The 14,787-nt window shown below is 67.7% G+C and carries 9 protein-coding genes; 5 read left to right on the top strand and 4 right to left on the bottom strand.

Annotated features, from left to right (window positions below; translation table 11 throughout):
- Nucleotides 1-32 precede the first annotated feature (32 nt).
- Both FRC96_RS05125 and FRC96_RS05120 read right to left on the bottom strand, forming a co-directional pair.
- Nucleotides 33-689, bottom strand: coding sequence for a hypothetical protein (locus tag FRC96_RS05125; protein WP_146973417.1), 657 nt, complete (start codon nucleotides 687-689; stop codon nucleotides 33-35).
- The gene (locus FRC96_RS05120) at nucleotides 686-3,613 is read right to left on the bottom strand and encodes a tetratricopeptide repeat protein (protein WP_146973415.1); all 2,928 of its coding nucleotides are present in this window, start codon (nucleotides 3,611-3,613) and stop codon (nucleotides 686-688) included. The genes FRC96_RS05125 and FRC96_RS05120 overlap by 4 nt, the downstream gene beginning before the upstream one ends.
- Nucleotides 3,614-3,925: 312 nt before the next feature.
- On the opposite strand from FRC96_RS05120, the gene FRC96_RS05115 reads away from it, so the two are divergent.
- The 5 genes from FRC96_RS05115 to FRC96_RS05095 all read left to right on the top strand — a co-directional run bounded on the left by FRC96_RS05115 (nucleotide 3,926) and on the right by FRC96_RS05095 (nucleotide 13,390).
- Nucleotides 3,926-4,366: a single-stranded DNA-binding protein gene (locus tag FRC96_RS05115; RefSeq protein WP_146973413.1), complete on the top strand. Its 441-nt coding sequence runs from the start codon at nucleotides 3,926-3,928 to the stop codon at nucleotides 4,364-4,366.
- 224 nt (nucleotides 4,367-4,590) lie between these two features.
- On the top strand, nucleotides 4,591-5,031 hold the full coding sequence (locus tag FRC96_RS05110; protein WP_146973411.1) for a hypothetical protein: 441 nt from the start codon (nucleotides 4,591-4,593) through the stop codon (nucleotides 5,029-5,031).
- A gap of 17 nt (nucleotides 5,032-5,048) precedes the next feature.
- Entirely contained in the window at nucleotides 5,049-9,446 is a 4,398-nt protein-coding gene (locus FRC96_RS05105) for a hypothetical protein (protein ID WP_146973409.1), read from the top strand.
- 66 nt (nucleotides 9,447-9,512) lie between these two features.
- Nucleotides 9,513-11,072 (top strand): OmpA family protein, encoded by a 1,560-nt coding sequence (locus FRC96_RS05100; protein WP_146973407.1) that lies wholly within the window; start codon nucleotides 9,513-9,515, stop codon nucleotides 11,070-11,072.
- A 56-nt stretch (nucleotides 11,073-11,128) separates the two neighbouring features.
- The gene (locus FRC96_RS05095; RefSeq protein ID WP_146973405.1) at nucleotides 11,129-13,390 is read left to right on the top strand and encodes a WD40/YVTN/BNR-like repeat-containing protein; all 2,262 of its coding nucleotides are present in this window, start codon (nucleotides 11,129-11,131) and stop codon (nucleotides 13,388-13,390) included.
- A gap of 6 nt (nucleotides 13,391-13,396) precedes the next feature.
- Here FRC96_RS05095 and FRC96_RS05090 read toward each other — a convergent pair whose 3' ends face one another.
- Together FRC96_RS05090 and FRC96_RS05085 are read right to left on the bottom strand one after the other, a co-directional pair.
- Nucleotides 13,397-14,104, bottom strand: a complete 708-nt coding sequence (locus FRC96_RS05090; RefSeq protein WP_146973404.1) for a hypothetical protein — start codon at nucleotides 14,102-14,104, stop codon at nucleotides 13,397-13,399.
- A 62-nt stretch (nucleotides 14,105-14,166) separates the two neighbouring features.
- On the bottom strand, nucleotides 14,167-14,700 hold the full coding sequence (locus FRC96_RS05085; protein WP_146973402.1) for a c-type cytochrome domain-containing protein: 534 nt from the start codon (nucleotides 14,698-14,700) through the stop codon (nucleotides 14,167-14,169).
- Between the last annotated feature and the right edge of the window lie 87 nt (nucleotides 14,701-14,787).

Raw genomic sequence — 14,787 nt, 5'->3', positions numbered from 1 at the left:
GTCTATCGCCTAAGTGGTTGGTTTTGTTTGGTTTATTGTTTCTTTGCGATCGACTCGCCGAGCTCAATCAGGGGCCGCCAGTTGCGGCAGTGATCGAGCCCGCAGCTCAGGGCGAACGCGTAGGAGCGCTCGGTAGAGCGGAAGACCAGTGTGCGAATTCCGGCGCGCTCCGAGGTGAACGCGCCCTCGGGGAGCGCACTCTGCGGAGCGTCTGCGACGTTGAGGAATTGCTCGCGCAACGAGGCTACGCGCTCTGCGGCGGCGTCGTTGGTCGGGGGGGACCAGACCTGAAGAGCGAGGCCGAAACTGTCGCCTTCGCGCGGGGTGTAACGCACCGCGTTATAGCTTGAGCTCACTCGCTGCCCCGGAAAGGGCGCCTCATCGAGCGGGGTGTTGGGGATAAACTCCTGGGCGTCGGAGCGGGAGAGGAAGGTGCCCAGCGAGAGGGGGGGCATCGCCGCGATGGTGCCTCGTTTGGTGGAGGTCGCGACATGTTCTTGAGCCGGCTGAGCGCTCTCAAAATCGGGGGCGACGTCGCCCTGACCGGCCTCCTCGGAGGAGGCGGTCACGTCGGGACCGGCGTCGGCCTTGGGCCCCTCTGCAGCGTCATCGGCGCATGCCACCAGCGCGGCAAAGGCACAGAGAACCAGCAGAAAACGCGAGCGTGCGAGTAAGGCAGAAAAGTTCATGAGGAGGGGGCCGAGGGGGTCAGGTTGTAGCGGTGATGCGCCTCCAGCCGGAGTGCTTCGAGGTCGCGCTGGAGCCTATCGCAAAAGCGCGTCGCAGCAAGGGAAAATTCCCGCAGCCACTCGGCCAGGGGCTCGGTAAAACTCTGGTCGACACGAGGCAGAAGCGCACGGAGACGGTCGCGTCGTCCGGCGACATCTTCGGGGGGCATGGCGAGGAGTTCTTCAAAGGCGGCGGCGCTTGCGGCGCGAAGTTGGCCCTGGGCACGGGCGCGCCAATGGCCGAAGACGCGGTCACGGAGCGCGCTCTTGAGCGCGCGGGAGGCGTCGAAGAAGCCGTCGAGGCGTCGGCGTAGCGCGCGGGCCTCATTGAGGTTGAGCGCGCCGAGCGTCGGGCTGATCTCGGTGGCGAGTGTGGCTTCGAGCGCTTCGATATCCTGAAGGACGCGTTGCATGGCGCGATCGAGGAGGTCGTCGACGCGGCGGGCGAAGAGCTCGACGATGAAGTCGCGGTCTTCCTCATCGAGGCGCTGGCGGGTGAAGATGCGGCCGCGGGGTCGGAGCGCCTCGCTGATCTCGCGCTCGACGCCGATGACGACGAAGTCGAGCTGGTCGATGAGAGCCTCGGCCTCCGAGGCGGCCCGGGGCGCCGGCGCTGGCGACTGCTGATCGAGATGCGAACGAAGGCGAGCCAGAGTGGCGAGGTGGTCGGCGTAGCTCTGATCGAGCCGGTCGCGAAGGCCATGAAGATCGCCCAGCCACTGGTCGAGCGCGCTGCGTGCCGCGGAGACCTTGATGCGGGTGGAACGCTGAATCAGGCTCAGGTCGATCGTCTCAAGCAGGGCCTCGAAGGCCGCCGGCGCCGGGGCGTCTTCGCGACGGGCGTTGAGCGCCTCGAGCGCGGAGATGGCAAAGATGCCCGCGCCGGTGTGGCCGACGTGATCTTCGATGTGGGCGATGATCTCGTCGACGGCCTCCTGCCTGGTCTCGGGGGGGCCGAGGCGGTCGACTTTGTTGAGGACGATGAGCAGGCGCTCCTCGGCGCGGGGGATGGCGTCGAGGCGTTCAAACTCGGTGTCGCTGAGGGCCTGGTTGGCGTCGAGCAGCCAGATGATGGCCTCGGCGCGCTCCAGTGCCTGCTCGGCCAGAGCTTCATGGCGAGGGTCCAGGGCGTTGAAGCCGGGCGTGTCCCAGAAGTTGATCGAGCGGAGCTGGGGGTGAGGGTAGCTGTAGTCGAGGCGCGCGATGGCCTCGGGCTCCTCGCGCATGTGCTGACGGGCACCGGCGAAGTCGACGTCAAGCTGGCGGCCGTCTTCGTACACGATGCGGGCGCCGGCGCGCGGGCCGTAGCCCATGATGCAGGCATGCGCGGTGGTGGGGAGTACACCCATGGGCACCACCGCTTCGCCCAGCAGCGCGTTGACCAGGGTGGACTTCCCCGCGTTGAACTCACCGACGATCGCCACCGAGAGCGGCGCGTTGAGCTCGTCGAGGAGCTCGCGCAACCGGCTTGTGAGCGGGCCGGCGTGTGGGTCGGCGCTGTAGAGGTCGAGGAGCGCCTCGAGCGCAGCGATAAGCTCGGCGCTGCTCTGTGCATCTTCGGGAGGATGCCAGTGCGATGTCAGCCGGTGCAGCGCGCGTTCTCGGGTCGTCTCGATGCGGGCTTGCAGGCGCGAGGTCGGGTGCGCTTCGCTCGCGGCATCCAGGGTGATGAGGGCTTCGGCGGCGTCGCCCAGCGCCAGGGCGACCTCGGCCAGCGCGTGAAGGTAAGGCGCGCGTTGGTCGGGAGCGAGCATGATCGCTTCGTCCAGAAGATGGCGGGCACCCAGCATGTCGCCGGAGTGAAGCCGGCATCTCCCCAGCCCGTAGAGGAGCTCGGCGCGGCGAGGAATACCGGCGCGTTCGAGCTCCTCGGAGCGGGGGGGGGCGCTGTGGGAGAGGGCGTCTTCAAAGAAAGCCTGGGCCTGGTCGAAGTCCTCAAGCTCCAGCGCGCTTTGGCCGGCGCCGGTCAGGGCGCCGAGGTGTTCGGGGCGTAAGGCCAGCGCGGCTCGAAAGCTCTCCAAGGCGCGCCGATGTTCGCCGACCTGGGCGTAGGTCTGGCCGATGAGGCTGTGGATGTCGGCGGCGATCGCCTCGTCGCAGTCCGGCTCGCAGACCGAGAGCGCGCGCAAAAGTAGCGGGTTTGCTCGCGCGGGCTGATGCATCGCCACGTGGGCACGGGCCGCACCCACCAGCGCGTCGAGGTGATCGGGCTTTCGGTCGAGCACATGCTCGTAGGCATCTGCGGCGCGGGCGGGGTGGCCCTGACGCGAGGCGATCTCGCCAAGTGTGAGCAGGTGATCGAGGGTGGGGTGTTCGGCGGGAAGATCCTTGAGGATCGCTGCGGCGCCGGCCTCGTCGCCGCGGGCAAGCAGCGCGCGGGCCAGAAGCACGCTGGCCTCGGTGTGCCCGGCGCGAAGGCGCAGAGCGCGCTGAAGTTCGCGCGCTGCCTTGTCGGCGCGACCCTGCGCCAGGTAGATGCGACCGAGCGCGAGGTGCACCTCAAAGTCAAAAGGCGCCTCGTCGCCAAGGGTCAGGGCGCGCTGAAGATGCGCCTGGGCCTCGGCGCTGCGACCCATACGCTCCAGGGTCAGCCCGAGGTGAAAGAGGGTGGAGGGCTCTTCGCGAATGGCCAGCGCGCGCTCAAAGGCCTGGATCGCTTCCTCGAACTCCTCGCGAAAGGCCAGGCAAAGGCCCAGCAGGTGGTGGGTGCGCTCGATATCGGGGCGGCGCCGCAGCGCCTCATCGAGAAGATGTCGGGCGCGCACATATTCGCCGCGATCCATCGCCTCGCGGGCGCGCTCGTGCAGCAGGCGCACGTCTTCGGGCAGCAAGACCTCATCGAGGAAGTCGCCCACGCGGGCGCCTATTTTATCAAAAATGCTCATGGTGGCTGGACCCCCGCACTTGCGGAATTACCCATTATTTGTTCAGGTGGTGAAGCTGGACACGTTGGCCGGTCTGGCGAGTCGAAACGATCAAAAAAATGCTCGCGGCAGGCAAAGGTTGAAGCGAGACGACGATAATAGAGAAACCAGTCGCGGCGCTATGAGGCATTTGCCCCCTCGGTGGGGAGGCGTCGCAGCCAGGCTGGTGGTTGCATCAGGGGCCAGCGCGCTTGGAGAGCCGGGCGTGCTGGTATATGACAGGCCAACGCGAGGCCCGAAAGGGCCGACGACAGATATCTAAGGAGGCACGTTATGAGCTTGAACAAGGCGATGATCATCGGGAACCTGGGCTCGGATCCGGAGGTTCGTTACACCCAGAGCGGCGCGGCCGTGGCGAACTTCAACATCGCCACCAACGAGGTCTGGACGGATAAGTCCGGCGTCAAGCAGGAGCGCACCGAGTGGCACCGCGTGGTGGTCTTCGGCAAGCAGGCCGAGAACTGCGGCAAGTACCTGAGCAAGGGCCGTCAGGTCTTTGTGGAGGGCCGGATGCAGACGCGTGACTGGGAGGATCGCGACGGCAACAAGCGCTCCACCACCGAGATCGTGGCGCAGACCGTGCAGTTCTTGAGCGGCGGCAGCTCGGCGGGCCGCTCCGATGGCCCCTCCTCCTACGGGGACAGCGATCGCGGATCGTCGGGGGCGGAGTCGAGCTTTGATCAGTCCTTCAACGACGACGACATTCCCTTCTAAGGGGTCGGCGATCCCCGGGGTTTGAGGCTTCGGGGTGAGGGCAAGGTACGAGGAGCGGCGGTGACGTTGAAGAGACGCGCCGCCGCTTTTTTCATCGCGCGTCGTCTTAAGCGCAGGCGACGCGCGCTTCGACACAGGGTTCGAGGGCCGGCGTTCGATGCCGTGTTTTCAGGTCGTGAACCGCAGTCTGTGCCACCCAACGTCCAGCGGATCGGGAGGTCATGATGGCAAAGGCGGTGCAAGAAGATGCGGACGCGCGCTCGACGCGCGTCTACCTGGAGCTCCTGGAACGAGGTATCGCCGGGGGGGAGTGCGGCGATCGTGGCGAATTTTTTGAGGCCGTGGCCGCCCTGATGCATGGTGATGTGGATCGGGCTGCGGATCGCTTTCGTCACGCGCAGCGCCATGTTCCGCCACCTTTTGGGCCGATGGCCAGCTACGGGCTGGCGCGTTGTGAGGTGATGCGCGGGCGAAGTGGTGTGGCGATGCGCGTGTTTAAGAAGCTCGCCACCGGTGATGCGCCGGCTGAAATCCGGCGCTTGGCCTGGTTGGAGGTTGAGGCGCTGGCGATAACGCGCGATGATCGCCTCACTCGCCGCAAGGCGCGCGAGGCGCTGGAGCAGCTCGATAGCCAGCTTGAGCCGGGGCCCGCCGGCACGACGTAGATTGGGATACGATCTGGATGGAACCCTCCACGCCACAGGACGCACATAACCCGCTGGGGCTGGCGCTCGACTTTATGTTCGGGCGTGGCTACCTGTGGGCGGAGCGTCAGCCGATCAGCGACTGGATCACGCTGGAGTCGCTGCGCATGGAGATCCCGGATCTGAAGTTTCCCTTCGACGCGCGCTCGGGGCTGGATCGTTTTCGGCACACGCGGGCCTGGGTGCGGGAGGCGGAGTTTGCGATCTCGGAGGTGGGGCTGGGCGATCTCTTGAGCGAGGCGGCCGCCACGCTGGAGGGGTTTGAAGAGCTGCAGGTGCGTTTTCTGGAGGATGCGGCGCACGTCAGCCTTCGGCTCAAAGCGTTCGGGGCGGACAGCTACCTGAGTTTTCGGGCGGCGTTGATTCCGCCGGAGCCGGCGCGGGCCGATGAGGTGCACCTCTCGCTCTACGACTACCGGGCCTACGGGGCGCTGCCCTATCCGGCGCGCCTGGTGGCCTACGAGTTGATCTCGAGCCTGCTCAACGCGCCGGGGTTGCGCGCGCCAGGGCGAGGGAAGAGCTTCAGGGTGGGGCTGGCGGGCGATATTGTGATTTTCAGGCCGCTTAAGTTGTTGTTTTTGCACGTGTTTCCCAGGGTAGGGTGGAAGTTGCCCAACCTCTCCGGGGTGGTGCTGGAGAGCGCACGGATTCGGCCGGGCGTGCTGACGGTGCGGGCGGTCTCGGAGGACGCGCCGGTGGGGTCGCGCGGGAAGGGAGGGCTTGTCGCCAGCGGGGAGGGGGCGCGGGCGTTGGCGTCGTATGAGGCCAAGGAGCTCTTCTCGCATGCCGATCAGGCGCTCTTTGACGGGCAGGTGCGCCAGGCCATCGCGCTCCTGGGGAGTTATCGGGATCTGTACGGGCTGCATCCCGAACTTGTGACCCGTCAGCTCGATTGCCTGGTGGCCGATCCGACACCGGCGCACCTGGCCGAGGCGGAGTCGCTGCGTCGCGAGCTGGTTCAGGAGGATGACCAGAATCTGGCGGCAGCGCTGGTGGCGCCTTCGCTGGCGATTGCTGCGGGCCGAGATGATGCGCGGGTGATGGAGGCCTATGAGGCGCTCTCGAAGGTGTTGCGTCAGCGGCAGGACACGCGCGACTGGGTGCTCTGCGAGCTCGCGATCGCCCGTCGCCTGGCGGCCGATGAGCCGGAGCGCTGCGCGCAGCGTCTGCGGGAGGTGCTGCGCCTGGATCCGCGCAACCGCCCGGCGCTGGAGCTCTTGAGTCAGGTGTATGAGCGCACCGGTGAGCGCGCCGGACTGGAGGAGGCGCTCAAGCGCTTGACCGGCGTCTACAGCGATCGCCAGACGTTGAAGGCGACCTACCTGAAGTTGGCGCGGCATCTGATGGATCGGCAGGGGGACCTGGCCGAGTCGCGCATGTATCTGGAGCGGGTGTTGCGCCTGGATCCCACCGAGCTCGACGCGCTGCACACCCTTGGCGAGAGCTACGTGCTGGGAGGGGAGCCGCTGCGGGCGCTCAAGGCCTTTGGGTCGGCGGCGCGGGCGGCGCAGGCCGATGGGGAGCACGCGCGCGCCAGCCGGCTCTACCAGCGGGTGGGGCAGATCTGGTTTGAGGAGCTGGAGGACGCCAGCCAGGCGCTCTTGAGCATGCGGCGCGCGTTGAGTCTTTCGGCCAGCGCCGACGGGGATCTTCCGCAGGAGCGCGCCGAGCAACTGGAGTGGGCCGGCGCGATGTGTGAGGTGCTGGAGCGCGACGAGGAGGCCACCGATTACCTGACCGAGCTTTTGCCGATGCGCGAGCGGGCGTATGAGCTGGCGCGGGGCACCGACGATGAGGCGGAGCGCGCGCGGGCGCTGCTGGGAACGCATCGACGCCTGGGTGAGATTTATGAGCGTCGGCGGCGCCTGGAGGCGGCCGCCAGCCATATGCGGCGGGTGCTGGAGATCGACGCGCAGGATGAAGGCGCGCGTCACTGGATGATCGACTATTTGCGTCAGGCCGGGCAGCCCGAAGAGCTCATTGCGCTCTACCGGCAGCTGATCGCCGGGGCGGGGAGCGCGGAGCAGTCGGTGACGCTTTTGGAAGAGCTCGCGCAGCTCTACAGCTCGCTGGGGCTTGTGGAAGATGCCCAGGAGCAGCTCCGGGCGGCCCTGGCGCTTCAACCCGAGGATCCCGAGCTCCGGGCGACCCTTATTGAGCTGCTTACGCGCCATCGGCGCTACGAGACGCTGCGTGAGGCGCTCGATGAGCTCTTGTCGCAGGCCACCGAGCGCCAGACCCGCTGGGAGTTGGGTGTGGCTCTGGGCCAGGCCTGCGCCATGGCCGAGCAGTGGGACGCCGCCGCCAGGGCATATCTGCAGGCGGTGCAGCTGATGCCGGCCGAGCGCGTCAGCCTTCAGGGGGCGGCCGAAGCGCTGGCGGCGCTGGTCGACGCCGAGGGCAGCGAAGCGCCGGCGCCGATCGGCGCGCAGAAGGTCGGGCGGTTGCTGGAGAATGTGCTCATTCGCCTGGCCGAGATTGAGACCGCCCAGGGGGCGCGGCGAGAGATCTTGCTGCGCATCGCGATGCTGGCTGAGGAGCGTGGTGATCGCGCCGCGGCGGCCGAGGCCCGGGAGCGCGCGCGCGCGCTCCAAAGCGACGACGAGGACGGCGCGGTCTCCGAGGGCGTTGATCGTCGACTCGACGCGATGCTCGACAGCCTCACCGGACCGGGCTTTGAGGAGGTCTTGGGGGCCGGAGCGCTCAATGAACCCGAGAGGTCGACTGAAGCGCCCGAGCGCGCCGCGCCCTCGCCAGAAGCTGCGGCGCCTACGCCAGGGCCCGCGGCGCGCGGTGAGGATGAGGTTGGGCGTTTTCGCCAGCGCTTTGAGTCGATGCTCAAGCGTCCGGCGAAGCTCCCCAGGGCCGATCAGGTCGACGACGGGAGCGCGCTGGGCAAGGTGCTCAAGGGCGTGCGCCGGGAGGCGTCGGGTGAGGGCGATACCCGCAAGGTGGTCGTGCCGCCGCCGGCGCAGCCGCGATCGGACGGAGCGCCGGCGTCGCAAGCCGCCCGGGGGGAGGAGGCGCCCGCGCCGGAGGCCCCCTCGGAGATGTTCCCCTCCGACGATCTGCGGAAGACCGCGCCGGATCTGGCCCCGACGACCTCGCCGCATGTGCATCCGGCGCAGCTCGCGCTCAATGAGCTGGAGGAGGCGCGTCTCAGCGATGACCCGTCGCGGGTCGCCGGCGCACTGGAGATCGTGCTGGAGCTGACGCAGGCCGATGGTGGCGAGCTGTTGGGGAGCGCGCGTCGGCTGGGCCTGCAGCGGGAGCTTGGCGAGCTGCTCTACTATGAACTCGAAGATCCGGTGGGGGCGCGACGTCATCTCGAGGCGGTGCGGGATGCCGACCCGCAAGGCCTGGGCAAGTCGGTGGGCGTGGTCAACGCGCTGGAGGCCATCTACGAAGAGGAGGGCGACGTCGGCGCGCGCCTGCGCCTGCTGGAGACGCGCCTGGAGGCTGCCGAGTCGAGCGAGATGGCCACGACCTACCGGCTGCTTATCGCTCAGCTGATCTGGGATGAGCGCGCCGACGCCGAGGCCGCCAGCGTGTGGCTGCATCAGGTCCTGGAGGGCGATCCGCGCCATGAGGCCGCGCATCGCCTGCTGGCCGATATGGCGCTCGACGCCCAGTCGTGGACCCAGGCGGCGCGCCACCTTGAGGTCGTCGTGCAGGTCGCCGGCGGCGGCATTGACGCCGTGGAGACCGAGCGGGAGCTCGCCGAACTTCTCCTGCATAAGCTCGACAACCCCAAAGACGCCCGCACCCATTATGAGCGCGTGCTCAAGGCCGCGCCTGGTGACGCGATGGCGCTGGAGGGTGTCAAATCCTGTCAGGCCGCGCTGGACGACTGGAAGGGCTATGTGGAGAGCCTGGCCCGCGAGCTGGGGCTCTTGCTTGGCAAGCCTCAGGGCTTGAGCATCAAGGAGATGATGCGGCTGAAAGCCGACGAGGTGGCGGTGGCGCTGCGCGTGCCCGCCAGTCAGATCGTGGCGGATGCGGCGCATATCGTCGAGACGCATATCGAGCGTCCCGAGGCCGCGCGCCGCCTCTGGGGCCTGGCGTTCGGGTTGTGGCCCGAGCATGTGGAGGCGCTCGAGCGGCGCATCGCGCTGAACCGCGCCGCGGAGCAGTGGGCCGATCTGGCCGCCGATCTCGAGGCTTACGCGGTGATGCTGCTCGACGCCGGCCAACGTTTTGAGGCGCTGGTGGAGGCCGCCGGGCTGCATCAGCACCATCTTCAAGATGATGCCACCGCCCGGGCGCTCTACGCCGAGGCGGTCGCGCTGGTCGAAGGGCGCGACCCTGTGCCGGAGAACCTCGATGAGGTTCGGCGTGCGCTCAAGGCCCTGCAGGCCGGTGGCGATGATGTGTAGATCTGAGCAGACTCGTGGTAGCGTGGCGTTTTCTCTTCGATGTGTGTCAATGTGGGAGGTTCGCGCATGAACAAGCGCTGGGTAGGGTGGATGCTTTTGGTGGGGGCGATGGGCGCTGCGGCGCCGGTCGGGGCCCAGGAGGTCACGGAGTTGCCTGAGCTTCAGGTGCAGCGCTTTCGGCCTGCGCCGGGCGTGGGAGACTACCTGAGCGTGTTTGGCAGCGCCGTCGCGCCCCATTTGCAATGGCAGGTGGGCGGGTTCTTTAACTACGCCGATGATCCGGTGCAGATCGCCGCGATCGACTCGCCGGAGCAGCGCACGCTGGCTTACCAGACCCAGCTCGACATCATGGGGAGTGTGGGTCTGTGGGATCGCGCCGAGGTCGGACTTTTACTGCCCTGGACGGTGCTCCAGCGTAGCGAAGAGCTGCAGCCGCTGCTTCCGCCCGGCGCCTCGAGCACCGACAACCTCACGCGCAGCGCGCTCAACGACTGGCGGCTCACGGCGAAGTATCAGGTGCTGGGGCTGGATGAGTCGCAGGTGGGCCTGGCGGTGATCGGTGGCCTCTCGATCCCGGTGGGCAACGACGACGCGTTGGCCGGCGACGGCGGTGTGGGAGCCGAAGCTCTCGTGGCGGCGGATTACGTGGTCTTCGACAGCGTTCGGCTGGGCGCCAACCTGGGGTTTCGTTATCGCCCCGGCCAGCGCATCATTCGGCAGAACGTGATTGGCAATGAGATCCTGTGGGGCCTTGCGGCGCATGCGCCTTTTTTGACGGACCGACTCGACGTGCTGGCGGAGATCAGCGGGGCGGTGGGCGTGGCCAGCAAAGAGGAGCCTCTGCGTGGCATCGCGCCCGGGGAAGTGCCGGCCGAGATCATGGGGGCACTTCGCTACCGTGTCGCCGAGGGGTGGACGGCCACCGGCGGTCTGGGCGCGGGGCTCAGCGAAGGCATCGGCTCGCCGGACTGGCGTGTCTTCTTTGGCATCGGTGGGCAGTGGGTCACCGGCGGCTGGTGGGGCGTGGATTACGCCAGCCCCAACTTCCGCGCGGAGATCGACCCCTGCGATCCGCAATACCTCGATCAGCGTGGTCGCCGCCTGAGGTTGGAGCGTGAAGACTGCCCGGAACTTGAGCCGGAGCCCGATCTGGAGGAGCAAACGGCGTTGCTCGACGAGCCGGTGATTGAGCGTAAGCGCCCGGTGCCGCCGCCTGTGCCCGAGCCCGAGCCGCCGCGTATCAACCCGGAGCGCGCGATGGTGCGCCAGGGCGCGATCATCATCACCGAGCAGGTCAACTTTGAGACGGGCAGCGCCAACATCGCACAGGAGAGCTTTGGCATCCTCGATGACGTGGCCGATTTGATGGTGCGCATCCCCGCCATCGAGCTCGTGCGGGTCGAGGGCCACACCGACAGCGTGGGGCGCGCCGATCGCAACCTGGCGTTGAGTCAGGATCGCGCCGACTCGGTCAAAGCCTACCTGGTGGAGCGTGGTGTGGCTGCAGATCGGCTGGAAGCGGTGGGCTACGGCCAGGCGCGGCCGGTGGCCGACAACGGCACCGCCGAAGGGCGCGCGCTGAACCGACGCGTGGAGTTCAATATCCTGGAGATGGGAGACGAATGACCGTCGGCGGTTCGGAGCGTAAGTCGCGTGGGCGCCCCGGGTGGGGGCTCGCGTGGATGTTGAGCGCGGTCGCGCTGGCGCTGATGGCGCCGGCGTGTACCACCGAGCAGACCCGGGTGGGGCTCAGTGAGGTCGGGGTGCCACCCGGGGGCGCGGTGGCGGCGGTGGTGCGCGTGGGCGAAGGTGATGAGGCGACGATCGCGGCGGTGGGTGATGATGCGCTCTTTGTCCGCGGCCTCGACGATCCGGGGTGGAGCCGTTTTGAGGGGCGCTGGCCCCGGCGTGTTAACAGTGCGGGGCTCGACCTCTTTGACGGGGTCTGGGCGGGGATGCGGCGCGGGCAATACCAGGCCTCCGATTATGTGGCCTCATCGGGCGGGTTGGTGTGGCTGGTGGCGGTGCCCGCAGCCAATCAGCCCACGCGTCTACTTTACAGCAGGGATCTGGGGAGAAGTTGGCTCAACGCGCCGGTGCCGGAGGCTCTCAATGAGACGCTTCGGGTTATGCGCGCCGATACCGCGCCCCTTCTTCGGCTGCTCTCGCCAGATGATGGTCAGGTCTACCTGACCGATGGGCGTGGGCTGTGGCGCTGGTCGCCGGAGTCCGATGGCGAGGTCAGCGCCCGGGGCTGGCAGCGCATCAGCCTGGGCGGTGTTGATTTTGAAGGGGAAGAGGGGCGAGTGGAGCTCTTGCCGGCGACGTTACGCAACTACCTGCCGGCGACCGAAGATCGACCCTACGAGCTGCTAACAGTGCTGCGCGACCGTTTGCTGATCTACCGACGCGAAGCGGGTGCTGATGCCTGGATGCTCACCAGCAGTGTGGCGGCGATTGACCGGGCGCTGGTGAGCAGCCCCGATCAGCAGGAGATCTATCTGCTGGACCGCGCCCGACTGTACCGTAACAGCAGCGTCGGGGAGTTGTGGGAGCCGGTCGAAGTCGTGCGGCACTCGCTGGAGCCCCAGGGCAACAGCGCGATGCTCCTTCGACCCGACGAAGACGCCGCAGCGGGCTATGTGCTCCTGATCGCCGGTGATCGCGGCACCATCTGGCGCAGTGAAGACGCCGGCGTGACCTGGGAGGAGACCCGGGAACGCGATCCGGACGGACGCGGCATCACCCACCTGAGCGCCGGCGCCAGTGAGGATGTGATCTGGGCGGCCACCCGGGGCCAGGGGGTGCTGCGCAGCGAGGATGGTGGCAAGAGCTGGGATCCGATCAACGAAGGGCTCAACGGCGCGCGCACGTACGCGGTGGGGTTTGACGCGCGTGGGCAGATGCTGGTGGGGACCGACGCCGGTTTGTTTCGCCGGCTGGTAAGCGCTGGCGAGGAGCGCTGGCAGCAGGTTCACGACCGGGCGACCAGCGCGGTGATGGTCAACCCGCGCAGCGACCAGCTTATCAGCGGGACGCTCGGCGGCAGCGTGCTGGTGCACGATCTCAACGGGCAGGTGCGCAGCTCCGAAGCCGCGCCTCTGGGACGCGCCGATGATGTGATCTTTCGGCCGGTGCACCTGGACGGGGTGGAGCTTCCGGCGGCGGCCATTGTGGCGCTGGCCGCGCGCCCGGGCGGGCAACAACTTCATGCGTGGTCGCACCAGCACGGCCCGCTGCTCTCCAACGACGGCGGGGAGTCCTGGCGTCGGGCCCGGCTGGGCGAGGCGTTCCGAAGCGCGCTGGAGGGCTCGGTGGTCAGCGCTGTGGTGCTGGATCGCGACGGTCGCACCTACATGGTCTCGCGCCCGCTCAACCCCAACCGACCCACGCAGCTCTGGCGCTCGGGCGATGGTGGGGAGACCTGGCAGTCGCTCTACTCCTTTATGGAGAATGAGGCGGAGGCGCCCTTGAGGCTGGCCCAGATCCCCTGGCGGGAGACGACGACCCTGGTGATGGTCCACGGCGGCCGTGTGGCGTTGAGTCGTGACCAGGCGCAGAGTTGGGTGACGGTCAGCGGCCCCTGGTCCGGTGGCGAGATCACCGGGCTGGGGTTTGATGGGGAGGAGATGCTGCTCATCAGCGATCTTCCGCACGCCAGTGAGCTGATTCGGGTGCGACGGCCCGAGGAGCCCGGGGCCGCGATTGTGCGCCATCCGCTGGTCTGGCCGGGCAACGCCGGGCTGCGGGCCGATCGGGCGTTGGACCTTCAGGTGCGTCAGCGAGGGATGGCGTTGAATGAGGCCGGGCGGGTGTTTGCCGGTGAGGTCCCCAGGCGCCGTACCAGCCTGCCGGAGAGCATGGGGGTGCTGGTGACGGTGACCCTGGTCATCATCCTGACGTCGCTGAGTTTTGCGTTTTTGAAGACACGGCGTTACCGCTGAAAGGGTTCAGCGAGCCCAGCCCACCGTCACACCCAGGTTCTGAGCGACGTCGACCGAGGTGGCGCGCTCTCCGGTGCTTAGAGGCAGGTAGGTTAAGAAGCGCTGGTAGGCGTAGCCCAGCTCCACAAAAAAACCATCGGGGGAGGGACGCCAGCCGGCGCTGACGTGCGCGCGGGCGCCGAAGGCGTTGTGGTCCGGGAAGGAGGAGGACTGGTTGTAGGCCACCACCGGCATCGCCGTGAGTTCGACGCCGGCGAAGATCGACTCGCCGAAAGGGCGCCGCAGCGCGATCTGCACCGGCACGTGCATGTATTGCTGGCCGGTGTAGTCGGCGTTCGGGGTGACCATGGTGGCGTCGACGCCGAAGCCGGAGCTCAGGGTGAGCTCCACGCTACCCATCGGGCGGGTGAGCCCGATGAGGCCCCGGGCGGTGTAGCGCTGGCTGACAAGACCGTCGGGGGCGTCGAAGGAGTTCCCGGCGGAGGTGCCGCGGAAGAAGCTCCCCTGGAGCCGAAGCTCCAGGGTTGCGGGGAGGCTCTCGGGTTGAAAGAGGACCTGGCGAAGATCGAGCGAAGCGCCGGGCCAGGCGCCGACGCGGTGGTCGAGGCCGGGCACGCTCAGCGCCATAGCGCGCTGGCCAACGGCCAGCCCCACACCCACCGAGGTTCCCTGAACATCAGGCGGCCCGGCTAACGCCTGAGCGCTGAGCATCATAACGCCCCACCCACACGCCATCCCCACCAACGCTCTACGCCCGGCCTTCGCCCCCGATCCGATCATTGGTAGTTGGCTCCGTCATTGATCCAGTCGGTGATCAGCGTGACCTGCTCCTCGGTCAACGGAGGCAGGGGCGGCGAGGGCATCACGATGTCGATGTCGTCGCTGGTGACCACCGTGTGCAGGTAGCTGGCCTCGGCGTCTCCCGGCACGATCAACATGTCGCCGGTCGTCGCCTCATACTCGGCAAAGACCTCGGCGATACGCTCGTAGCTTAAGTTGGACTCGCTGGCGCCAAAGAGCAGCTCGGTGTCGCCGGGGCTTGAGCCGTGGCAGGTAGCCACGGCGCAGGTCGTGCGCACGATCTCGGCGATCTCCACAAACTGCGGATCGAAGTTATCGGCCGGATCGGTATCGGGCTCGGTGTCTTCTTCGACATCGGGCTCACCGCCGGTGTCCTCTTCGATGTCGGTGTCGTTCTCGTCGTCGACCGGGTCGGGCAGACAGCCGGTGAGGGCGAGCGAGAAGAGGGCGATCAGGAGCAGCGAGAGGGTGCGCGCGGGCACCGGCGTGCGAAGAAGCGTTGCGATCATGCCTTGGGCTCCGAAGGTTGGGCTGCGAGAGCGTCGCTAAACGGGTTCGCTAATGGTGGAACCCGCATACGATACTTCAAGCCCGCG

The organism is Lujinxingia vulgaris, assembly GCF_007997005.1.
Lineage (GTDB): Bacteria > Myxococcota_A > Bradymonadia > Bradymonadales > Bradymonadaceae > Lujinxingia.
The sequence above is the reverse complement of the archived record's forward strand: the minus strand, read 5'-3'. Positions and strand labels throughout refer to the sequence as shown.